The sequence below is a fragment of the Halorussus salinus genome (assembly GCF_004765815.2).
In the GTDB taxonomy this organism is placed as follows: Archaea; Halobacteriota; Halobacteria; order Halobacteriales; family Haladaptataceae; genus Halorussus; species Halorussus salinus.
The window spans coordinates 443970-465115 of sequence record NZ_SBIS02000007.1; the positions used below are offsets into that span (position 1 = coordinate 443970).

Below are 21146 nucleotides of genomic sequence, written 5' to 3' on the forward strand. Positions count from 1 at the left end.
GTAGCCGTGTCGTAGTTATCAATCTTCTCGTACAGACGGTCACAGAAGACCTATAAGAACGGCAGGACGTAGAGCCACTGAATGGCTGACGAATCGGAGGCGACGGCCAGCAATCTCACGCCCGCGGACGACACGGCCGCTCCGCCGCGGGAGACGGAGACGCTGAACGACCCGGCCGCAAGACCGGAGGAGCCGCTGGAAGACGAGGAGATGCCGCTGGCCGACCACATCGAGGAGATGGTGAAGCGGCTCGCGGTCGTCATCGTCGTCGCAGGGACGATTACTGCAATCGCGCTTCCGTTCTCCGAGCAGGTTATCAACTTCCTGTGGTACAACATCATCCCGTTCGACCAGCTCGGCGAGCAGGCGCGGCCGCGGCTCTACCACCCGCTCGCGTTGGTGCTGACCAAACTGAAGGTCGGTAGCCTCGCGGGCATCGTCGTCGCGCTCCCAGTGTTCGTCTATCAGACGTACCTCTTCATGCGGCCCGGCCTGTATCCCCACGAACGTCGCTACTACCTCGCGGCGGTGCCGACGAGTCTGATACTGGCGGTCGTCGGCGTCAGTTTCGCCTTCTTCCTCGTGTTGCCCGCGGTGTTCACGTACTTCATCTCCTACACCGAAGGGGCCGCGCAGTTGGCGTTCGGCCTGACGAAGACGTTCAACCTCATTCTAATGTTGATGGGGTATCTGGCGGTCGTGTTCCAGATTCCGCTGTTCATCATGCTCGCCATCATGATGGGGCTGACGACCCGCCAGTGGCTCGCGGACCGTCGCCTGCTGTTCTGGGGCGCGTTCCTCGGCATCTCGTTCCTGTTCACGCCCGACCCGACCGGGATGGCTCCCATCCTCGTCACGCTGACGATGATCACCCTGTTCGAGGGAACGCTCGCGCTCCTCAAGTGGACCGGGAACTGACCGCCGTACGACGGTTTCGCCTCTTTCACGATTCGTCTTCCCGCCGCCAACGACGCGTTTCCGCTCGCGTAATCGGCCTATAACTAAGGGGTAGCAGTACCTACAGTTTCGTAGCGTTCGCGCCTGCCACATAGCTCGCGTGCCAGCAGCTACGTACCGCAGTTCGCGTGCCAGCAAACTGCCACCCTAGGTGCGAACGCCCATGCCACTTTCTCGAACCCGACTGACGAGTGACGACCACTCGGTATCGTTGCCGTCGCGAGTCGCTACTCCGCGGTGGGATACTCCGAGGAGAACACATCTTCGACCAGCGGTTCGTCGCCGTCGTCTCCGCCCTCGGCCGTCGCCTCGCCGGTGTCGGCCTCGCTCTCGTCGCCCTCGGGGCTGACGCTCCCGGTCCGGTAGCCGTGGAGGTCCAGCGTCACGTGGTCGAACCCGATATCGGTCAATCGCTCGCGGGCGGCCGCCACGAAGTCCTCGTTCAGCGCCGCGTCGAGTTCGTCGCGGCCGACCTCGATGCGGGCGAGACCGTCGTGGTCCCGCACCCGGAACTGCGAGAACCCCCACTGGCGGACCAACTCCTCGGCCTGCTCGACGCGAGAGAGTTTCTCCTCGGTGACTTCGAGTCCGGTCGGAATCCGCGACGAGAGACACGCCATCGAGGGCTTGTCGGCGACCGAGAGGTCGTAGTCGTCGGCCAGTTCCCGGACCTCGTCCTTGTCGATGTCGTGGGCCAGCAGCGGCGAGTAGGCGTCGAGTTCTTCGACCGCCTGTAGTCCGGGACGGTGGCCGCCGTCGGCGTCGCTGGCGTTCGTGCCGTCACAGACCACCGGAATCCCCAACTCGTCGGCCGTCTCGAACATCTTGCCGAGACGCATCGTCCGGCAGTGATAACATCGGTCGTCGCCGTTGACCACGAAGTCGGGGTCGTCCAACTCCGAGAACGACACTATCTCGTGGCGAACGCCGATTTCGTCCGCGACGCGCTTGGCGTCGGCGAGTTCCGCCTCGGGCAGGGTCTCGCTCTTGGCGGTACACGCCACCGCGTCGTCGCCGAGCGCGTCGTGTGCCAGCGCCGCGACGACCGACGAATCCACCCCACCGGAGAACGCGACGAGTACGCCCTCGCGGTCCGCGAGGTCCTCCCGGACCGCACGGGCCTTCTCCTCGATAGTAGCCATGTCCCGGCAGTTGGAGTCTGTGAGCAAAAAGGGCATTGAACGCGGCGACCGCGAGTCAGTCAGCCGACTGTTCGCTAAACCTCTTAAATTCTAGTTGTTTAGGTATAGAATTTAATCCGGTGGCGAATGAGTGTGTTATTGTATGCCACGAAACGACGCGAACCGAGGTAGCACCGGACCCGACCGACGCTCGGTCCTGAAAGCCGTCGGCGCGAGTGCGGTCGCTGGCGTCGCGGCCGCCGGAAACGCGAGCGCAGAGGGTGCGGTCGCCGACCTCGACCGCTTCGAGCGGTCGTTCGCCAGTCCGACCCGCGCGAGGAGGGCCGTCGCGGAACACGCCGACGCCGTGCTGGCGGAACTCACCGACCGCGGCTACCTCGACGCCGCCGACGCGTCGGCGTTCGACCTGTCGCCGGTCGGCACCGACCTCGAGGGCGCGTCGGTGATGGGCGTCTGGCTCGACGGCGATGCGACCGCTCAAATCGAGGTCGCCCGCGAGACGGCGACCCACGAGGTGCGCCTCGTCGTCCGACCCCACCGCGACGAGAGCTACGCCACTGCGAGACCGCTCGACGGCGGCGACCCCATCACCGTCCGGGACCGAGACGGAGACGTATCCACGTCGGGCTGTTGGACCGAATCGCGATGCACGTGCGACCCCTGCGACCTCAACTCGTGCGTCTACGAGGAGCGCACCTGCTGTGACGGTCTCAGCGACGGGGTGGACTGCGGGTCGTGGTCCGACGAGGGCTGTTGTGGCGCGTGCTGTAGCTGAACGCGGCGAGTTTCGAGAAACGGCTCGGGAAAGCGAGCGGACCCGCCTACTCCTCGGGGATGCAGTCCAAGAGGTCCCACTCCAACTGTGCGAGGTCCTCGGCGGCGGGGTTATCGCGGTTTATTTGGTACATCTGGCTGTTACCGACGGTCCGGGTCTCCTCGACGATATCGTAGGCAACGAGGTCGTCGATATGTTCGTAGAACGTGCTTCGGTCGATACCGGCTAGTCGGGCGATGTCGGTCGGGTTGAGGTCGCGGTCGTTCTCGCCGAGCAGAGCGACGAGAATCTTTACCTTCGCGTGCGGGCCGAGAATGTCCGTAAGAACGGTGTTCTCGGCGTCAGCTTCGACTGCGGACTCGGCCGAGCTTTCGTCGGTCCGCGGTGTACTCATGTTGGTCGGAGTTATACTCCAAGGCGTATTAAAAGCATTGGTTACGGACCCGAAAGAAGACGATAGCTACCAATACTATTGCTGGATAAAAAGAACAGGTATAAATATAAAAGTCGAATACCCGACGTTTGAATGGCAGGCGATGAACAGTTGTGCGTGAAGATAATAAAAAAGATGACCCGAAAACGAGTCGTCGGCGGACATAAAAAGCAGGTCGGAACTGTCAAGAACTGGGTAGCAACGAGCGACCAAGGCCGTGCCGAAGACCTGATTCGTGAAATGATTCGAGACCCAGAGGCACCGCTCGAAGGATACGGCGGCAGTCGGGACAACGTTCGACTGACGAGCATCGAAGACGCGAAGAGGTACATCCGGGACCACGGTGGCGACCTCCCGTGGGGACTCCGCGAGTAGCGGACGGGTCGAAATCGACGCTCTCGAACGATGGAGACACACATTTATTTTATAATTCTTATATTTATATGCCGTAATTTGTGCAGTTTTATTTCTTTGCAGTTAGAACGGGAATTTTGCATGTCGCGAGATGATTCACGAGAGAGCGAAATCAGTCGGCGCTCGGTGCTGAAAGCGGTCGGCGCGGGAGCAGGGGCGGCCGTCATCCCGTCGCTCGGGGTCGAAACCGCGAGCGCGAGCGACGTGACGCAGGCCGAGATGGAGCGGGCCGCCGCGGCCCACGACGACGCCGTGCGGGCGCGCTGGACCGTCGCCGAGGAGGCCCGCTCGGTGCTGGACGAACTCGCCGCCGAGGAGGTCCTCTCCTCGGACGACCTCGGTGCGCTCGACTTCGAGGGTACAGAAACCCTCGGGATGCAGAAAGACGGCGTGGCCGCGGGCCAGATTACGGTGCCCGTCGAGACCGACGACTACACCGGCGAGGTCGTCGTCAGGCCGGAACTGGACGAGGCGCTCGCGTCGGTGACGCCGCGCGACGGCGGCGACCCCCTCACGGTGGACGCCCGCGGCGACGCGGTGGAGACGAAGGACGTGCGGACCGAACTCGACTGCTCGACCACGAAGTGTTTCGCCGGTTGCTACCAGTTCAGCCAGTCGTGCAGCGACGGCACCTGTGAGACGGTCACCGACGGGTGCTGTGCGTGTCCGGGCGACCCCATCTGACGACGAGCGTCCGGCCGTTCCGCGAACGTTTTTTATCCTCGACGCGAGAAGTCGCGCCCGATGGAGTTGGAGGCGATACCGGGCGTCGGGTCGAAGACGGCGGCGGCGCTCTCTGAGTTGGACGACCCCGAGCGCGCGCTGGAGACCGGCGACGTGGCCGAACTCGCCAGCGCGCCCGGCATCACCGAGGGCCGAGCGGCGGCCATCGCTCGGGGTGCCGTCCGGCGGCGTCACGACGACCCCGGCGGCTTTCTGGCGACCGACCGCGCGAAGGAGATACACCGGGACGCGCTCGGCCTGCTCAAAGACCGGACGGTCACGAGCTACGGCGAGAAGCGCCTCGAAACGCTCTACCCGAGCGGGGTCTCCTCGCGCGTCGAGGAGGCCCGCGAGTTCGCTGAGTCGGCGCTCGAACGAACGCCCGACCCCGAGGTGCTGGAGGCGCTGACCGACGTGGAACCGCTCGCCGACCCCCGGAGCGTCACGGTCCGCGACCGGTGTCTGGCGACGACCGACGCCGAGCGATACAGCGAGGCCCAGCACGAGATGCCGGAGTTGAGCGTCGAAGTGGTCGAAGACGCTCGGGACCTCGCGGACCTCGCGCGGGGCTACTCGACGGTCATCGCGCTGGACGAGGAGTTCGCGGGCGTGGCCGTCGAGGGCGACGTGCGCGTCGAACCCGACGCCTTGGACCGGCCCGCCGAGGTGGTGCCCGAGCGCGTGCTGGCGTTCTACGCCGCGAACCGCGACTGCTTGCGGGCGGCCGCGCGGGTCCACCGCGCGGCGGGCATCGACCCGCCGCTGGACGTGGACGCGCTCGAAGACGCGCTCTCCCGCGTCGATTCGGACGGCACCGTCGTCGGCGACGACGAGTTGGACCGCCTCGCGCGGGCCGTGGATGACCTCGACGCGGCGGTCTCGACCGCCGAGAGCGTCGCCAACGACGCGCTCCGGGACGCTATCGAGGAGCAGGACGTGACCGTCGAAGGCTCGGACCTGCTGTCGCTGGTCGAACAGGGCGCGGGCGTCGATTCGTTGCTCTCGCGGGAGTTGAGCGACGAGTACGCCGCCGCGGTCGAGCAGGCCCGCGAGGAGCTAATCGACTCGCTGGACTTGGACACCGGCGAGGCGGAGGTCGCGCGCCGAGCGTTTCCCGAAGAACCCAGCTTCCCGGTCGAGCGCGACGACGAGGTCGTCTCGCGCCTTCGCGACGACTTGCAGGCCGCGAAGGACCGCCGGGCCGCCAGTCGGAAGCGCGAACTCGCCGCCGACCTCGCGGACCGGCGCGGGGACGCCGAGGAGTTGGTCCGGACCGCGCTGGAACTCGACGTGGAGTTGGCCGTCGCGCGCTTCGCCGAGGACTTCGACTGCGTGATGCCCGAGTTCGTCGGGGACGGCGCGGCGGAATCGGGGGACGAGGCGACCAACTCGGGCTTCGAAATCGTCGGCGGGCGCTCGCCCCTGCTGGACGTGGAGTTCGCGGCGGTCGAACCGGTGGACTACGACGTGTCGGGCGTGGCGCTCCTCTCGGGCGTCAACAGCGGCGGGAAGACCTCGACGCTCGATTTGGTCGCGCTCGTGGCGATTCTGGCTCACATGGGCCTGCCGGTGCCCGCCGAGGAGGTTCGCATCGAACGCTTCCGCGAACTCCACTACCACGCCAAGACGCAGGGGACGCTTGACGCCGGGGCCTTCGAATCGACGCTCCGGGAGTTCGCCGGACTGGCGACGGGCGGCGAACCGTCCGCCGGGCGCTCCTCGGGCGGGCGAGCATCCGGCGGGCGGTCGGCGAGTCGCGCGGACGGGTCGGGCGGTGCGGGCGGCGAGGACGAAGCGGGCGGCGGGGACGTATCGGGCGGCGCGGACCGACTCGTCCTCGTGGACGAACTGGAGAGCATCACCGAACCCGGCGCGAGCGCCAAGATAATCGCCGGAATCCTCGAAGAACTGCGCGACGGCGACGTGACCGGCGTGTTCGTCTCGCACCTCGCCGCCGAGATTCGGGAGATGGCCGACTACGACGTGCCCGTAGACGGCATCGAGGCGAAGGGACTGGAGGACGGCGAGTTGGTCGTGAACCGCTCGCCGGTGAAAGACCACCTCGCGCGCTCGACGCCCGAGCTAATCGTCGAGAAACTGGCCGGGGACTCCGACGGCGAGTTCTACGATAGACTGCTAGAGAAGTTCTAAGAATAGGCAGAGGATTGTTTTGCGATTATTTGTGTTGCTTTTCCGTGGGGCCGTGAGTGACTGTCGTTTTCTGAGGGTCGCACTACTCGTCCAGAACGAGCGTCGAGGACGGGCAGAGCGAAGCGAGCCATCACCGACGCCGAGTCGTGACCGCACAGCGGACCGCGACCACACAGCGGACCACGACCGCACGGCAATCTAACGCCGACTCCTATCGTACCGCTAGCCACACAGCACCGCCGCCGCTCCTCGTCCTCCCCAACCGCGGCGGCCGCGTCTGCGGCCGCCGCCCTCGCGCGATGGGGCGACCCACGATGGGTCGCCCCGCACGCGCCGGAAGTGCGTCACGTTTTCCACCGGAAACGAAGGGCCGGGTTCGGGACGCCGAATGCGAGGAGCTAGCCCCGAGGAGCCAGCGGCGAACCACCTCACGGCCGGAGAGGTCCGAGGAGTGACACCGACTCGGCCCAAGCACTCGCCGCCCGGCCGAGACGCGCTGAACCGCCGCGTTGGACACCTCTTAGCTCCAATATTTTTACCTGCCGAAAGGTTAAGTAGCTGGGACATCGAGGTGAAAGTGATGGCAGACGACCCCGAGGAGGGGATGCTCTCGTGGGACGAATCCGTGTTCCGGGACGAACACGTCTTCGAGATAGATTACGTCCCCGAGACGTTCGCCCACCGCGAGAGCGAGATGCGGAGCCTGAAATACGCGCTCCGGCCCGCCGCTCGCGGCTCGCGTCCCCTCAACGTCATCGCTCGCGGCCCGCCGGGAACTGGCAAGACCACGGCGGTCCAGAAGGTGTTCGGCGAACTCGGGGCCCAGACCGACGTGCGGACCGTCCGCGTGAACTGTCAGGTCGATTCGACGCGCTACTCGGTGTTCTCGCGTATCTTCGAGGGCATCTTCGAGTACGAACCGCCCTCGTCGGGCATCTCGTTCAAGAAGCTGTTCCGCCAGATTACCGAGAAACTGGTCGAGGAGGACGAGGTACTCGTCGTCGCGCTGGACGACGTGAACTACCTCTTCTACGAGGGCGAGGCATCCGACACGCTCTACTCCTTGCTCCGGGCGCACGAGGCCCACAGCGGGGCCAAAATCGGCGTCATCGTCGTCTCCTCGGACCTGAACTTGGACGTAATCGAGGACTTGGACGGTCGCGTCCAGAGCGTCTTCCGCCCCGAGGAGGTCTACTTCCCGGTGTACGACAACGAGGAGATAGTGGACATCCTGCGCCACCGCGTCGAGCGGGGCTTCCACGAGGGGGTCGTCTCGGCCGACGTGTTGGACGAGGTGGCCGAACTCACCGCCGAGAGCGGCGACCTGCGGGTCGGCATCGACTTACTGCGGCGCGCGGGCCTGAACGCCGAGATGCGCGCGAGTCGGAGCGTCAACCTCCAAGACGTGGAAGAGGCCTACGAGAAGTCCAAGTACGTCCACCTGAGCCACAGCCTACAGGCCCTCTCGGAGAGCGAAATCGAACTGCTGGAAGTCATCGCCCAGCACGACGGCGAGCGCGCCGGCGACGTGTACGACGCGTTCCACGACCAGACCGGACTGGGCTACACCCGCTACTCCGAGATTATCAACAAACTCGACCAACTCGACATCATCGACGCGACCTACACCAACGTCGAGGGTCGCGGGCGCTCGCGGCAACTCTCCCTGCGCTACGAACCCGAGGCCGTGCTGAATCGGCTCGAAGGGAACTGAGAGAGGAATCGGGAAACAGAACCCCGAACTTTTAGGTGAGTTAGACTATATCGTACACAGAGACGATGCCAAACGTGAGATCCGCGCAGGAACTCGCCGAGATGGCCGAAGTGGATATCGAAGTTATCGAATCCGGCGACGAAGCCGCGGCGTACTTCACCGATATCGAATCGAGCCATAATTGACTATTTCGTCTCTATTTCAGTAATTTTACGTTGGTGGACTCGATAATCGATTCCGTCGTGAACGAAGTCGAAGCGCTGCTCGGGGCGGAAACCGGCGGGCCGACCGAGAACACCCCTGTCACGAGAGACGAGTTCGCTCGCGTCGAGATATCGCGTACCATCGTCTTGGGGAACTTCGCCGACCTCAAATCGTTCGTCGACGGCCGGATAGCGGACGATGCATGGATAGTCATCCACGATTCACAGGAGCCGCGAGCAGTCGCCCGCACGCTCTTTCAGCACCTTCACAACTACCTCGCGTCGCTGTACTCGTTCAACGAGCAGATTCGAGAGATAGTGAACGCCAAGACGGCAGGAATGGCAATCGAGAAGCGAGATTTCTCGCCGCGAAAAGGGGAATCGCCGACGTGTGAGTACGTCGAGAAACTTACGTTCCTCCGCGGACTCCGCCACAGCATGCAACACGGTGACTATCGGGCGCTCGACTTTCGGCCGGTGGAAGCGACGAACGGGTTCGAGTTCTGGGAAGTCACGTTCGACCGACAGAAGTTCGAGAGCGGAGCGGTGAACTACCCGAGGAGTTTCGTCCAGTACGGCGACGCCGTTCGGATGGCGAGACCGCTCCAGTACGTCGCCGACTTCCACCAAAATCACTTCGTCGGATTCACCGAAGACTGTATCGACTGGTTGAACGGAGACCCGTAGTACGAGTATCGAAAACGAAAACCGCGAGTGCGAGCGGCCGACCTATCGCTCGGAAATCTCTATCTGCACAGCGTCGGGCACGTCCACCTCGACGAGGTCCCCGGAGAAGGCGAACCGGTCGTCGCCCGTGCCGACGGTCCCCTCGACGCGGACCCGACCGTCGGTCTCAGAGATGAGATCGACCGCCGCGCCGCCGTCCTCGTCCGGTTCGAGGTTTTCGAGGTCGCCCGTCACCTCGAAGACGTAGTTCATCTGTTCGTCGGTGCCCGGACTGGAGACGACGGCCACCTTCGGCAACGGCCCGTCTTGGGCTTGGTCGTCCTCCTCGTCGTCCTGCTGGTCGTCGGCCTGCTTCTCCATCCCGGCCTCCTTGCGCACCGCCTGCATCAGTTCGGCGACCGTGCCGCTGGTCTGGAAGTCCGAGACGACCGCTTTCCCGTTCTCCGTGACCTTGCCGAACGACAGCTCGAACATCGCGCTCTTGAGCGCCTTCAGCGTGTTCGCGACCGTGACCCCGGAGTCGGCCGCGGCCGACTTGATGGCCGAGAGGGTGAGATGGCCCTCCGCACCCAACTGCCGCACCTTCGAGGCGAACTGAACGTGCGGCGCGGGAATCGTCGCGGGCGGCATGATGTCCAACGCCATGTCGCTGAACTCGAACGTCCGACCCGAGACCTCCGCGGTCCCGCCGGGCGACGCGATGGCGAACCTCGTGCCGTCGAGTTGCATCGTCACGTCGTTCGCGAGGAAGGTGGCGTCTCGGCGCGTGATCCGGAGCGAACTCCATTCGGCGGCACCGAGCGACGCGAGCGCGGACAGCGACCCGCCGCCCGAGAGGAGGTCCCGCGTCCCGTCGGGGACGACACTTCCGACCGTGCCCTCGGCGACTATCTCGTCGGCGAGGAGCGTCCCCTGACTCTCGACCGGCCCGAGCGACACGGTGAGACCGCTCTCGGGGTTCGCATCGGCGTCCGCGAGCGCGGAGAGCAACGGCGACAGCGACTGCCCGTCGTACGCCTCGACCATGCCCGCCCGGACCGTCGCGTACGTCTCGGGGGTCACGTCGCTCACGTCGATGCGCGTGCGGCCGACCGACACGGGCTTGCCCGCCGCCTGCATCGCCCAGTCGTCCAACTGCAACCGCATCGTGCCGCCCTCGTACTGGAACGTGGCGCGACCGACCATCGCGGTCGCGTCGCCGAGTTCCACCGATACGTCTTCTATCTCCAACGGTTCCGTCTCCTGTGCCGATGCGTCGGCCGCCGCGCTCGATACCCCACCGAGCGAGAACGTTGCGGTTGCGAGCATCGCGCCGAACTGACGCCGTTTCATGCTTCTCACGCCGCAGTTCTAATCCGGTCACTGGAATAAATCGGAGATACCGTTCGGACCGTTCACGCAGATAAGCCGGGTTTTCCGCCGTCGCAATGGGAAACACCCGGTATCGGGAGCGTTCGAAACTGTCCGGGTCGGGACGGTTGTATTCGGTCGATAACAGCTTGTTACAGTAAGCGGTCTGTCGTTAGGGGAACCGTTAGATTGCCCGCGAGGCGACCCAATTCGGGGTTCTCTCGGGTTTTCGGACAGTTCAATCGTCGGTCACGGACCGACCGGCGGTCGGGTCGTCGCGGCGCTCGCCGGTCTGGAGGACGAACGTCCGTTCGGGTGGCGGTGCAGCCCGCAACTCGACGGTCTTCGCGAGGTAGTAGTATTTCCGGTTACCCCGCTCGTAGTAGGCGACGAGTCCGGCCTCCTCCAGTTTCGAGAGGTGGTGGACCGCGGTCTTGCCGTCCATCCCGACCGTCTCGGCGAGTTGGGAGACGTACTGCGGTTCCCGCGAGAGTTCCCGGATGATTTCGATTCGGGCCTTGCTCCCGATGAGGTCGATGAGAGACACGCCACTCCATTCGGCGTCGGTCGGCAAAAGTGACCGGGCAGGAGACCCCCGAGCGGCCGGACAGCATTAGGCGCGCCGGAGCGAAGCCGACGGCATGGGAGACCGGGTAGACCTGCCCGACGACAGGGACCGACAGCGAACCACCGTGACCGACGGCTTCTTCGAGCGGGAGATTCACCTCTCGCGGGCCGCGACCGCCGAGTTTCTGCGGGACTTGGCCGACCAGATAGAGGCCGACACCAGTCTGACGCTCTCGTCGCAGGAGTGGGAGATACCCTTCGAGTACCGCGAACCGGTCGAGGTCGAAGTCGAGTTCTCCGGCGGGCGCGAATCCGAGTTGGAAGTCGAGTTGGAGTTCACCGAACCCCGCGGCGGCGAGGAGTTGAGCGTGGAGTGAGACGGTATGAGAAATACTTATCAAAATCGGTGCCGTAGGTAAATCCGTCTGCGGGGAGGCCCCGGTGGCGTCGGTAGACGACGAGTGTCATCGGCCCCTCCCCGTGTTCTACAGTCTCAAGTCGTTGAGGTCTCGGCTCGCTCGTCCGGGAGCCCCGGCCGTGAGTTGCTGACGGCGGACGAAAGCCGCGATATCGGCCAACTGTATTCCGGGTGTGCTGTGGCTCTTTGCGGTTGCGAACTGTACGTGGGGCATCCAGTCGATGTTCTCGACCATCCGGCTGACGGTGAGCCGCGGGCGTTCCCACGTCGTGTCATCTAAGACGACGTGATACGACCGAATCGGCGCGTTCACTCGCTCTCCGAGTCGAAAGAGTGGAGCGATTACCGAAGCCAAGGCTATCACCTGCGGTGTCGTTCCAGTTCCGGACTCGCCGAGGTGTCGTTCGGCAATCGACCGTCCGAGGTCGCTCTCGGAATCGTAGAGCGTGTACGCGACCGGTGAGCGAACGTCCCACGGGTGGTCGTACTGGTCGATACTCTCGTCGTCGGTAATCGCCTTTCGGAGCGTCGAGAAGACGTGTGCGAGCGTCTCGTCGTCGAATCGTTCGCCCTTCAACTCGCCGTCGCCGTCGCTCGACAACCAACTGGCTAACTTTCGTTTCGTCGGCTTGAGAACTGCCGACGATTTCGTCACGTCCGTCAGGCACCAACACCCGGCGACGACGTAGCAATCGCGTCGAGAATGATTGCCGCTCTCGTCTACGAACACGTATAGCCGTCTTCCCATTCGTCCGTCGAAACTTGAGAGGAACGCCGTATGAAAGTTACCACATCTCCCACGAGACGTGGGCCGGTCTTCTTACTCGTACCGGAGCGCGTCGATGGGGTCGGTCTTCGCGGCGCTCCACGCCGGGTAGAGACCCGCGACGACGCCCACGCCGACGCCGACCGCGACTGCGATGGCGAACCACTCGTAGGGCAGGACGAGGCTCAGGCCGATGTACTCGGCGGCGGCGTACGCCCCGCCGACACCGGTCGGAATGCCCAGAAGCGCGCCGAAGAGTCCGAGCATCACGGCCTCCAGCAGGAACAGTTGGAGGATGTCGCGGTTCTGCGCGCCGACCGACTTCATGATGCCGATCTCCTTGGTGCGCTCGGTGACCGAGACGAGCATGATGTTGGCGATGCCGATGGAGCCGACCACGAGCGAGATGACCGCGATGCCCGTGATGAAGTTCGTGAGCGTGGTCAGTAGCTCCTCTATCTGGTCCACGAGGTCTTGGTCGGTCTCGACGGAGAAGGCGTAGTTGCCGGGGACGAGCCGGGCCGCGGCCGAGTCGTTGTCGAGGTACGACTGCACGCCGGTCTTCACCTCGGGGACTCGCCCGAAGTCCTCGGCGACGACCGTGAGCGTGGGGTAGACGCGCTCGCTCTCGCCGGTCGTGGGACTCTCGATGGTCGTCCGGTAGAACGGGTCGGTCGGCACGAACACGAGCGGTTGCGAGCCGCCCAGTCCCTCGAAGGCCCCGCCGCCCGACGAGCCGTTGAGGAGACCGACGACCTCTGCCTCGACGGAGTTCCCGGAGGCCAGTCGCAACGTGACGTTCTGACCGACGCCGACCGAGGGGTCGAACAGGTCGGCGGCCTGCTCGTTCAACACGACTTCGCGCGACCCCTCGCGGAAGCTCCGGCCCTCGGCGAACGCGCCCCCGTCGAAGTAGCTCGGCGAGGTGGCGATCACCTGCCGCTGGGCGACCGTCTCGCCGCCCGCCGAGAGCGCCGCGGTGGGTACCACGCCCCTCGGAATCACGGATTCGACGCCCGAGACGTTCCGGAGCGCGTCCACGTCGCCGCTCGTGAACACCGGTTGCGCGCCAGCGCCCGGCTCGCCCTCTTGGCCCTCGGGTCCGGCCCAGACGTAGACGTTGGGCGTGCGGTCCGCGCCGACCTGCCCGAGAACGTCGGCCCGGAGGCTGGTGCCGAGCGTGACGAAGGTGATGACCGCCGCGACGCCGATGACGACCCCGAGCGTCGTCAGCGTCGAGCGGAGCTTGTGGCTCTTGATGGACCGCCAACTTAGTCGGAGGCTCTGTGTGAACTCCATCAGGGCGGGTCCGTCTCGACGCGTCGGGGCGACTCTATCTCCTCGATTCGTTCGACGGTCCCGTCCAAGACGTGAATCACGCGCTCGGAGTGTTCGGCGATGGGGCGCTCGTGAGTCACCATCAGGATGGTGTTGCCCTCGTCGTGAAGCCGCTGGAACAGGCCCATGATCTGTCGGCCCGTCTCTTGGTCGAGGTTGCCGGTCGGCTCGTCGGCGAGGATGATGGCCGGGTCGGCCGCCAGCGCGCGGGCGATGGCGACCCGCTGGCGCTGGCCGCCCGACAGTTCGTTGGGCCGGTGGTCGCCCCGGTCGCCGAGACCCACGTCGTCGAGTAACTCCTCGGCGCGGTCGATGCGCTCGCTCTTCGAGACGCCCTGAAACACCAGCGGGAGCGCGACGTTCTCCGCGGCGGTGAGCTTCGGCATCAGGTTGAACGTCTGGAAGACGAAGCCTATCTCCTCGCCCCGGACCGTGGTGCGCTCGCGCTGGGTGAGTTCGGAGGTCTCCCGGCCGTTGACCCACACTTCGCCCTCGGTGGGCGTGTCGAGACAGCCGATGAGGTTGAGGAGCGTACTCTTGCCCGACCCGCTCGGTCCCATGACCGAGGTGTACGACCCGCGGGGAATCGAGAGGTCTACCCCGTCAAGCGCGTGGACCGGTTCGCCGAGGAAGTACGTCTTGCGCACGTCCCGGAGTTCCACCGCCGCCTCGGGCCGCTCGCGACGTTCGGCGCTCGGTGTCTCCCCCTCGCCCGGCTCTAGCTCCTCGTCTGCGTCGGACTCGGCGTCCGAGTCGCTGGCAGCCATTGTCGAATCTAGTACGGTCGGGCGTGTCAAAACATTAGCGCCCGTTGGGACGGGAAACGTTCCGTTGCCGAGTCCGGGTGGGTCGCCGGTCGGAACGGAGTCGCCTTCGACCAGACTTTTCACTCGCGGCGACCGAGGAGCGAGCATGAAATCGACGGGCGGAAGCGACGCACAGAAGCGCGCCGCGGGCGAGAGCGCGGCCGAGGCGGTCGAAGACGGCGCGGTCGTCGGACTCGGCACGGGTTCGACCGCGGCCCACGCGATTCGAGCCATCGGTCGGAAGGTCGATAGCGGCCTCGACGCGCGTGGAATCCCGACCTCGTTCCAGTCGCGAGAGTTGGCCAAGCGGGCCGGGGTGCCGCTCACGACGCTGGACGAGGAGTCCGCCGTGGACCTCGCCATCGACGGTGCCGACCAGTTCTCCGGCCCGCACCTCGTGAAGGGCGGCGGCGCGGCCCACGCCCGCGAGAAGATCGTGGACGCGGCCGCCGACCGCCTGCTGGTGGTCGCGGACCCGAGTAAGGCCGCCGACCGACTCGACCACTCGGTCCCCGTCGAGGTCCTGCCGGACGCGAGGACGACCGTCGCGGCGGAACTCCGCTCGCTCGGCGGGTCGCCGACGCTCCGGAGCGCCGAGCGCAAGGACGGCCCGGTCGTGACCGACAACGGGAACCTCGTGCTGGACTGCGATTTCGGCGAAATTCCGGCTCCGGCGGAACTCGCGGCCGACCTCGCACGACTCCCCGGCGCGGTCGAACACGGCCTGTTCGTCGGGATGGCCGACGAGATTCACGTCGGCCGCGAGGACGGCGTGGACGTAGAGGAGTTCTGAGCGTATCCGCCCGACCCCGCGGACGCGCTCGGCGAACCAACCGCCGCGGCCGTACTCGGCGAATCGGCCGCCGTGGGTGGATGAAGGGGCCGTCCGGTCGCGTGCAGTTTAGTCGCTGGCCAGCCCCTATCCGACGCAACTACGTCCGTCGGATATGCTGGTCAGCGACCGCGAGCGGGCGGGGGCTTCGGAAGGCGACAACACGTCAATTTCGTAGTTAATACTCGGAGTTACATCGAGTACGAATCGAAGCGAGTCAGAAGCCACGACCGACGTATCGGAAGCTACGAGCTACGGAGTATCTGGCGCAATAAAAGAAACGTAGCGGGTCCCCGGTTTACAGGTCGCGGGGCTGGACGGTCTTTCGGTCGTTGGCCTCGGCGCGGCGGGCAGCCTCGTCGAGGAGTTCGTCGACGCGGTCGTCGAGGGCGTCGTAGAAGTCCGACGCCACGTTCTTGTCGTCCAGTGCGTCCTTGACAGCTGCTTTGACGATGAGGTCTGCCATACGGACGTTCCTTTCCTGCCACTCCTAATAAAGCTTCTCAAATCTGCGGGCGAACGGGCCGCTGTCGTTCAATTCCCGGTCATCTATCACAAAGGCCAAAAGCTATAAATACTATCGGGTTGTGTGCCACCGATTCCGCGGGTCGGAGGATAGGAGTACGTAGAGTGCCCAGAGTTGGACATGCGCGAATTACTCGACGCAGTTGCGGCGGGCGAGGTGAGTCCGGCCGACGCCGAGGCGCGACTCTCCGGTTACGCGACCGACGAGGCGGGGCGGTTCGACGCCGCCCGAGAGACCCGACGAGGAGTCCCCGAAGCGATTCTGGGCGACGGCAAGACGCCCGACGAAACCGCGTCGCTGGCCGAGACCGCGGTCGAGACGACGGGACGGGCAATCGTGACGCGAACCGACGCCGACCAACAGCGGGCGGTCCGACGGCGGCTCGCCGACGACTACCCCGCGGCCGAGGTGACGGTCCACGAGCGGTCGGGCGTCGTGGTCGCCCACGCCGCGGACTTCGAGCCGCCGGACGTGGCCGCGACCGTCGGCGTCGTCACCGCGGGCACGAGCGACGCGATTCCCGCGGGCGAGGCCGCCCTCCTCGCCGAGGAGATGGGCGCGACCGTCGAGCGCGTCGAGGACGTGGGCGTCGCGGCGCTGACTCGTATCGTGGACCAACTCGACCGCCTGCGCCGGGCCGACGTGTTGGTCGTCGCGGCGGGCCGGGAGGGCGCGCTCCCGACCGTCGTCGCGGGACTGGTCGATACGCCCGTCATCGGCCTACCGGTCTCGACGGGCTACGGCTTCGGCGGCGAGGGCGAGGCCGCGCTGTCCGGGATGCTCCAGTCGTGTTCGGTCCTCTCGGTCGTCAACGTGGACGCCGGGTTCGTCGCGGGCGCGCAGGCCGGACTAATCGCCAGAGCGGTCGGCAGTGGCGGAGACGAATCGACCGGCGACTCGCGCGACGAGACCGCGAACGAATAATCTCGCTCGACACGTCGTCTTACCTCGATACAACGCGTTATTACAATCCGGATATTTGAATTGTGGCCTCGAAATTGAAGCACAATTATCGAAAACGTTCTTTGCGTTTCCCAAAAAGAGATTTGGACTTGGGAAGGATTTTTAGTAGTGGGGCGCGAAGGGTGAAGTACTGGCAGCGACCCTGCCAGATGAAACCCAATGCCAAAGTGTGACCACTGTGGCGCGCACATCTCCGAGCGATTCGTCCGCGTGTTTGCCGACGAGGACGGCCACGTGCGAGCGTGCGTCTCGTGTTCGGCGAACGCTGGAATCGCAGAAGTCGCGCGCCAACGCGCCAGAGAGGCGAGAGCATAGCCCGTCAACCGGGCGGGAATCGAAACAATAAGAACCACCACGCGAAGCCTGTAAGGCGTGCCGGTCCACTACTGGGTCTACGTGATCGAGTGTGCCGACGACAGTTTTTACACGGGGTATACCACCGACGTAGAGCGACGCGTCCGCGAACACGACCGCGGCGAGGGCGCGAAGTACACGCGCGGACGAACTCCAGTCGAGTTGGTCCACACCGAGGAGTTCGACTCGAAATCGGCGGCGATGTCCCGCGAGTACGAAATCAAACAGCTCTCGCGTCGCCGGAAAGAGGAGCTAATCGAGGCGGACGCCGACGCCGAGTAGCTCTCAGTCGTCCAGCGGGTCGCCCTCGGGCACCGACTCGGGAAGTCCGACCAGTTCGGCGCTTCGCTCCCACAGTCGCCGTCGGAGGTCGGCGTCGTCGGCCGCGCTGGCCGCCGCCGACCGCTCTTTCCGGTCGAAGTACGCGCCCGACACGTCGGCCACTTCGTCACTCGTGACGAGGTAGACCAGTGCCTCGGCCGCACCCTCGACGCTCTCGAAGGGGCCGACCGGCGCGACGCTGGCGACGAGGGCGGCCGCGCTCGTGAACAGCTTCGAGAACCCGGTCGCGTTCCGCACGAGGTCGGTGTTCGGAATCCACCCCGGATGGACGCAGTTGGCGGTGACGCCGGTCCCGTCGAGTCGGGCGGCCAACTCGCGGGTGAACAGCACGTTCGCCAGCTTCGAGTCGGCGTAGGCGTCGAGACCGTCGAACTCGTCGCCGCGGACGACCGCTTCGAGGTCCGCGAGCGAGCCGTCCTCGTGGAGCGCGCTACTGGTGGTAACGACTCGTGCGGGCGCGCTCTCGCGCAGGCGCGAGGAGAGCAGGTTCGTCAGCAGGAACGGCGCGAGGTGGTTGACCGCGAACGTGAACTCGACGCCCTCCGCGGTCCGGCGCTCGCTCTGGGAGGTCCCGGCGTTGTTCACCAGCGCGTCGAGGCGGTCGTAGTCTGCTCGGACCTCGCGGGCCAGTCGGCGGACCTCCTCGAAGTCCGCGAAGTCCGCGCGGTAGAACTCGCCGTCGCCGTCGGGGTGGGCGTCCCGAACCGCCGAGCGGACTTCCGCTCCGGCCTCGCGGTCCCGGCCGGTGAACAGGACGGTACAGCCACGGTCGGCGAGGCGGAGGGCGGCCTCGCGGCCGATGCCGCTCGTTCCACCGGTCAGGAGGACGACGTGAGTCACGGCGAATCAGTCGTCGGCGTCGGCCTCGGTCTGTCCGGCGTCCGCGTCGGTCTGTCCGCCGTCGGCCTCCGCGCTCGCGGTCTCGTCGATTCCGGCGTCCGGCGCGGTCACGTCCGGGTGGATGAAGGCGTACTCGACGGCCTGCTGGCCGAGCTTTCGGACGCGCTCTTCGATGTCCTCGTCGGTTATCTCGCCGTCTTCTATCTTGTTCCGGGCGCTCCGGATGCCGACCTGATGGGGCAGGACCCACGCGTGGACCCCGCGGGCGGTCACGCGCATGTGGTCGAGCGTGCTGGCGAACGACCCGCCTCCGGCCGACGCCAGCAGGCCGACCGTGGTGTCCTCGTACTCGTCGAAGCTACAGTAGTCGTGGACGTTCCGGAACGCCGAGGAGTACGACCCGTGGTAGACGGGGCTCCCCCACAGAACCGTGTCGGCCTCTCGAATCTTGCGCTTGAGTTCGGTCGCGGCCTCGGGTTCCTCCTCGTCGGGGTCGAAGACGGGTAGGTCGTACTCGCGCACGTCCAGCAGTTCGGTGTCGGCACCGCGCTCGGCCGCCGCGTCAAGGGCGTGTTGCAGGGCGACGCGGGTGTAGCTTCCGTCGCGCATGCTCCCGGCGAGCGCCACGACGACAGGGGTTCCGTTCATCTTGACCGATTCTAGGGGGCTGAGTAGGAAAACAGTTTCCGGAACGGCATTTTTGTAACTAAAACTACACGGTGATGAGGTCACCGACGCCGGGTCGTCACCGGCACGTCGCCCTTCGGTTGGAGCGTGACCGCCGCCGAGAGTTCGAGGTCGCCGTAGTCCCTGTCGAGCGTCCACTCGGACGCCATCGTCGCCAGCACGAGTTGGGCCTCGGTCATGGCGAACTGCTGGCCGATGCACCGGCGCGGTCCGCCGCCGAAGGGGAAGAAGGCGTACTCGGGGCGGTCCGCGCTCGCTTCGCCGTCGAGGAACCGCTCCGGGCGGAACTCCTCGGGGTCGTCCCAGAACCGGTCGTCGCGGTGGAGGACCCACGTGGGCAGGACGACCAGCGACCCCTCCGGGACCTCGTAGTCGCCGAAGGTCACGTCTTCGGTCGGTTCGCGGCGAATCTCGTGGGCGGGCGGGTAGAGGCGCATCGCCTCCTCGACCACCGCCTCGGCGTACTCGAACTCGAACACGTCCTCGATGGTCGGGCGCTCGTCCACGACTTCGGCGAGTTCCTCGTGGAGTCGCGCCTCGGCCTCGGGGTTGCGCGACAGCAGGTCCCAGACGTACGTCAGGGTGAGCGCGGTCGTCTCGTGGCCCGCGAACAGGAACGTCAGCATCTCGTCGCGTATCTGCTCGTCGGCCATCTCGGCGTCGGAGTCCAGCAACATCGCCAGCAGGTCCTCGCGGTCGGTGTCGGCGCGTCGGCGCTCTTCGAGGAGGTCGTACACCTGCGCGTCGAGGTGGTCGAGCGCCCGGTCGGCCCGCCGGAGGAACGGCACGGGTGCCCAGTCTGGTGCGAGGAAGGTGACGGGCTGGTTCTGCGGTTTCAGCGGTTCCTGCATCGCTTCCACGGCGTCGTAGATACCGCGGGCCGCCAAGTCGATGTCCTCGCCGAACATCGCCTCAACCAGAATTTCGAGCGTCGTGCGCATCATCTCCTCGCGGAGGTCCACGGTCGCGCCGTCGCGCCAGCCCTCGATGGTGTCTTCGGTCCGCGAGACCATGATTTCGGCGTAGTTCTTGATGTGGCTCATGAAGAACGCCGGTTGGATTGCCTCGCGCTGGCGCTCCCAGCGGTCGCCGCCGCTGGTGAGCAGGCCGTCACCGACTATCTCCCGAAGTTTGTCCGTACTGCTATCGTGTTTCGGAAACGTGTCGGTGTCCTCCAGCACGCGCTTCACGTCGGCGGGGTCGGTCAGCATGTAGGCGTCCCAGCCGATTATCTCGAAGTTGACGACCCGGCCGTACTCGTCGGCGCACTCCTCGCGGAACTCGCAGGGGTCGCGCGCCCACTGGTGAGTGTTTCCGAGTACTGGAAGGCCGCGCGGTCCCGGTGGTGATTGCGTCGTCATGTTCGAAGAGAGGAGCCAGTCGGCCCTGACTCTACTGCCGTGAATCCACGGTCTCTTTATCAGGGTCGGCGTAGACGGACACGGTAATGCGGTACGCGCGAGTCCGAGTCACGCCGACCGAGGGAGCGGGCGACCACCCGCTGGGTGCGCGCCTCGCGGAGGTCGAGGGCGTCGAACGAAAGCGAGTCCACCGCATCGAACTGCTGGACGACGGCACCGGCCTGTTGCTCGCGGAGGCCAGCGGCGACCGGGAGCGATACGAGGAGCTTCTCGCCGACAGCGAGTTCGTCCACGACTACGCCGTCACCGGGGCCGAGGGCGACTGGTACGCCTACGTCCACTTCGAGCCGAACGAGCGCGTCGAGGGGACCCTCGCCGAGTTCCGCGACTCGGAGCTGATGATAGAGATGCCCATCGAGGCGTTGCCCGACGGCGTGCGCGAGATTACGTTCGTCGGCGACGAGGCGGCCTTCGCCGACGCGGTGCCGACCGACACGGACTACTACGAGGTCGAACTGCTGGAGACCGGCGAGCGCCCGCCGCGGGCCGACGACCTGTTCGCCTGCCTCACCGAGCGCCAGCGGGAGGTGCTTTCCGCCGCGCTCGAACTGGGTTACTACGAGGACCCACGACAGGCGACCCACGGCGAGGTGGCCGCCGAACTCGGCGTCTCGCCGAGTACCGCGGGCGAACACCTCCGGAAGATAGAGTCGCGGGTGTTCGCGCAGTTCGCCCGCGAGCGGTGAGGAGGGCGACGAGGGCGGTGTGGCCGACGAGGGCGATGTGGCCGACGAGGG

At 65.8% G+C, this 21146-nt stretch carries 24 protein-coding genes; 13 read left to right on the forward strand and 11 right to left on the reverse strand.

The features are described from left to right. The first annotated feature begins 81 nt into the window (after nucleotides 1-81). Nucleotides 82-918 (forward strand): twin-arginine translocase subunit TatC, encoded by an 837-nt coding sequence (gene tatC / locus EPL00_RS15810; RefSeq protein WP_135853466.1) that lies wholly within the window; start codon nucleotides 82-84, stop codon nucleotides 916-918. Between the two features lie 266 nt (nucleotides 919-1184). Here the strand turns inward: tatC and larE are convergent, their stop codons facing one another. Next, nucleotides 1185-2099: an ATP-dependent sacrificial sulfur transferase LarE gene (larE, locus tag EPL00_RS15815; RefSeq protein WP_135853465.1), complete on the reverse strand. Its 915-nt coding sequence runs from the start codon at nucleotides 2097-2099 to the stop codon at nucleotides 1185-1187. A 142-nt stretch (nucleotides 2100-2241) separates the two neighbouring features. Between larE and EPL00_RS15820 the strand changes: the two genes are divergently transcribed. Continuing rightward, nucleotides 2242-2874: a hypothetical protein gene (locus tag EPL00_RS15820; protein ID WP_135853464.1), complete on the forward strand. Its 633-nt coding sequence runs from the start codon at nucleotides 2242-2244 to the stop codon at nucleotides 2872-2874. Nucleotides 2875-2920: 46 nt separating this feature from the next. Here EPL00_RS15820 and EPL00_RS23610 read toward each other — a convergent pair whose 3' ends face one another. Next, entirely contained in the window at nucleotides 2921-3268 is a 348-nt protein-coding gene (locus EPL00_RS23610) for a winged helix-turn-helix domain-containing protein (protein WP_202932664.1), read from the reverse strand. A 174-nt stretch (nucleotides 3269-3442) separates the two neighbouring features. Here EPL00_RS23610 and EPL00_RS15830 point away from each other — a divergent pair, with 174 nt between their 5' ends. The 5 genes from EPL00_RS15830 to EPL00_RS15850 all read left to right on the forward strand — a co-directional run bounded on the left by EPL00_RS15830 (nucleotide 3443) and on the right by EPL00_RS15850 (nucleotide 9199). Beyond that, complete coding sequence (locus EPL00_RS15830) at nucleotides 3443-3682, forward strand: hypothetical protein (protein WP_238398217.1); 240 nt, start codon at nucleotides 3443-3445, stop codon at nucleotides 3680-3682. Nucleotides 3683-3802: 120 nt separating this feature from the next. Continuing rightward, on the forward strand, nucleotides 3803-4405 hold the full coding sequence (locus tag EPL00_RS15835) for a twin-arginine translocation signal domain-containing protein (RefSeq protein WP_162224245.1): 603 nt from the start codon (nucleotides 3803-3805) through the stop codon (nucleotides 4403-4405). Between the two features lie 60 nt (nucleotides 4406-4465). Continuing rightward, nucleotides 4466-6595 (forward strand): helix-hairpin-helix domain-containing protein, encoded by a 2130-nt coding sequence (locus EPL00_RS15840; protein ID WP_135853461.1) that lies wholly within the window; start codon nucleotides 4466-4468, stop codon nucleotides 6593-6595. Nucleotides 6596-7175: 580 nt separating this feature from the next. After that, entirely contained in the window at nucleotides 7176-8309 is a 1134-nt protein-coding gene (locus tag EPL00_RS15845) for an ORC1-type DNA replication protein (RefSeq protein WP_135853460.1), read from the forward strand. A gap of 242 nt (nucleotides 8310-8551) precedes the next feature. Further along, nucleotides 8552-9199 carry a hypothetical protein gene (locus EPL00_RS15850; RefSeq protein WP_135853459.1) on the forward strand — a complete coding sequence of 216 codons (648 nt, stop codon included), beginning with the start codon at nucleotides 8552-8554 and terminating at the stop codon, nucleotides 9197-9199. A gap of 42 nt (nucleotides 9200-9241) precedes the next feature. Here EPL00_RS15850 and EPL00_RS15855 read toward each other — a convergent pair whose 3' ends face one another. Beyond that, entirely contained in the window at nucleotides 9242-10531 is a 1290-nt protein-coding gene (locus EPL00_RS15855; protein WP_135853458.1) for a hypothetical protein, read from the reverse strand. 256 nt (nucleotides 10532-10787) lie between these two features. Continuing rightward, nucleotides 10788-11096, reverse strand: coding sequence for an ArsR/SmtB family transcription factor (locus EPL00_RS15860; RefSeq protein WP_135853457.1), 309 nt, complete (start codon nucleotides 11094-11096; stop codon nucleotides 10788-10790). Between the two features lie 94 nt (nucleotides 11097-11190). Here EPL00_RS15860 and EPL00_RS15865 point away from each other — a divergent pair, with 94 nt between their 5' ends. Next, a complete protein-coding gene (locus EPL00_RS15865) occupies nucleotides 11191-11493 on the forward strand; it encodes an amphi-Trp domain-containing protein (RefSeq protein WP_135853456.1) in 303 nt (100 codons plus the stop codon). A gap of 108 nt (nucleotides 11494-11601) precedes the next feature. Here EPL00_RS15865 and EPL00_RS15870 read toward each other — a convergent pair whose 3' ends face one another. The 3 genes from EPL00_RS15870 to EPL00_RS15880 all read right to left on the reverse strand — a co-directional run bounded on the left by EPL00_RS15870 (nucleotide 11602) and on the right by EPL00_RS15880 (nucleotide 14405). Beyond that, complete coding sequence (locus tag EPL00_RS15870) at nucleotides 11602-12282, reverse strand: DUF3800 domain-containing protein (protein WP_135853455.1); 681 nt, start codon at nucleotides 12280-12282, stop codon at nucleotides 11602-11604. 72 nt (nucleotides 12283-12354) lie between these two features. Beyond that, on the reverse strand, nucleotides 12355-13599 hold the full coding sequence (locus tag EPL00_RS15875; protein ID WP_135853454.1) for an ABC transporter permease: 1245 nt from the start codon (nucleotides 13597-13599) through the stop codon (nucleotides 12355-12357). Further along, a complete protein-coding gene (locus tag EPL00_RS15880) occupies nucleotides 13599-14405 on the reverse strand; it encodes an ABC transporter ATP-binding protein (RefSeq protein ID WP_135853453.1) in 807 nt (268 codons plus the stop codon). The genes EPL00_RS15875 and EPL00_RS15880 overlap by 1 nt, the downstream gene beginning before the upstream one ends. A gap of 145 nt (nucleotides 14406-14550) precedes the next feature. Here EPL00_RS15880 and rpiA point away from each other — a divergent pair, with 145 nt between their 5' ends. Next, the gene (gene rpiA / locus EPL00_RS15885; RefSeq protein ID WP_135853452.1) at nucleotides 14551-15237 is read left to right on the forward strand and encodes a ribose-5-phosphate isomerase RpiA; all 687 of its coding nucleotides are present in this window, start codon (nucleotides 14551-14553) and stop codon (nucleotides 15235-15237) included. Between the two features lie 337 nt (nucleotides 15238-15574). On the opposite strand, the gene EPL00_RS15890 is transcribed toward rpiA, so the two are convergent. Next, a complete protein-coding gene (locus tag EPL00_RS15890) occupies nucleotides 15575-15742 on the reverse strand; it encodes a DUF1931 family protein (RefSeq protein WP_135827695.1) in 168 nt (55 codons plus the stop codon). Nucleotides 15743-15922: 180 nt separating this feature from the next. Between EPL00_RS15890 and larB the strand changes: the two genes are divergently transcribed. From larB to EPL00_RS15900, 3 genes are all read left to right on the forward strand, one after another. Further along, nucleotides 15923-16726: a nickel pincer cofactor biosynthesis protein LarB gene (larB, locus tag EPL00_RS15895; protein ID WP_135853451.1), complete on the forward strand. Its 804-nt coding sequence runs from the start codon at nucleotides 15923-15925 to the stop codon at nucleotides 16724-16726. Between the two features lie 198 nt (nucleotides 16727-16924). Continuing rightward, entirely contained in the window at nucleotides 16925-17080 is a 156-nt protein-coding gene (locus EPL00_RS24315; RefSeq protein ID WP_449405130.1) for a DUF7563 family protein, read from the forward strand. 57 nt (nucleotides 17081-17137) lie between these two features. Continuing rightward, nucleotides 17138-17401 (forward strand): GIY-YIG nuclease family protein, encoded by a 264-nt coding sequence (locus tag EPL00_RS15900; protein WP_135853450.1) that lies wholly within the window; start codon nucleotides 17138-17140, stop codon nucleotides 17399-17401. Between the two features lie 3 nt (nucleotides 17402-17404). Here EPL00_RS15900 and EPL00_RS15905 read toward each other — a convergent pair whose 3' ends face one another. From EPL00_RS15905 to EPL00_RS15915, 3 genes are all read right to left on the reverse strand, one after another. Then, nucleotides 17405-18301 (reverse strand): SDR family oxidoreductase, encoded by an 897-nt coding sequence (locus tag EPL00_RS15905; protein WP_135853449.1) that lies wholly within the window; start codon nucleotides 18299-18301, stop codon nucleotides 17405-17407. A 6-nt stretch (nucleotides 18302-18307) separates the two neighbouring features. Further along, on the reverse strand, nucleotides 18308-18949 hold the full coding sequence (locus EPL00_RS15910; RefSeq protein WP_135853448.1) for an NADPH-dependent FMN reductase: 642 nt from the start codon (nucleotides 18947-18949) through the stop codon (nucleotides 18308-18310). 80 nt (nucleotides 18950-19029) lie between these two features. Further along, on the reverse strand, nucleotides 19030-20349 hold the full coding sequence (locus EPL00_RS15915) for a cytochrome P450 (protein WP_135853447.1): 1320 nt from the start codon (nucleotides 20347-20349) through the stop codon (nucleotides 19030-19032). Between the two features lie 86 nt (nucleotides 20350-20435). Between EPL00_RS15915 and EPL00_RS15920 the strand changes: the two genes are divergently transcribed. Further along, nucleotides 20436-21095 carry a helix-turn-helix domain-containing protein gene (locus tag EPL00_RS15920; protein WP_135853446.1) on the forward strand — a complete coding sequence of 220 codons (660 nt, stop codon included), beginning with the start codon at nucleotides 20436-20438 and terminating at the stop codon, nucleotides 21093-21095. The last annotated feature ends 51 nt before the right edge of the window (nucleotides 21096-21146 follow it).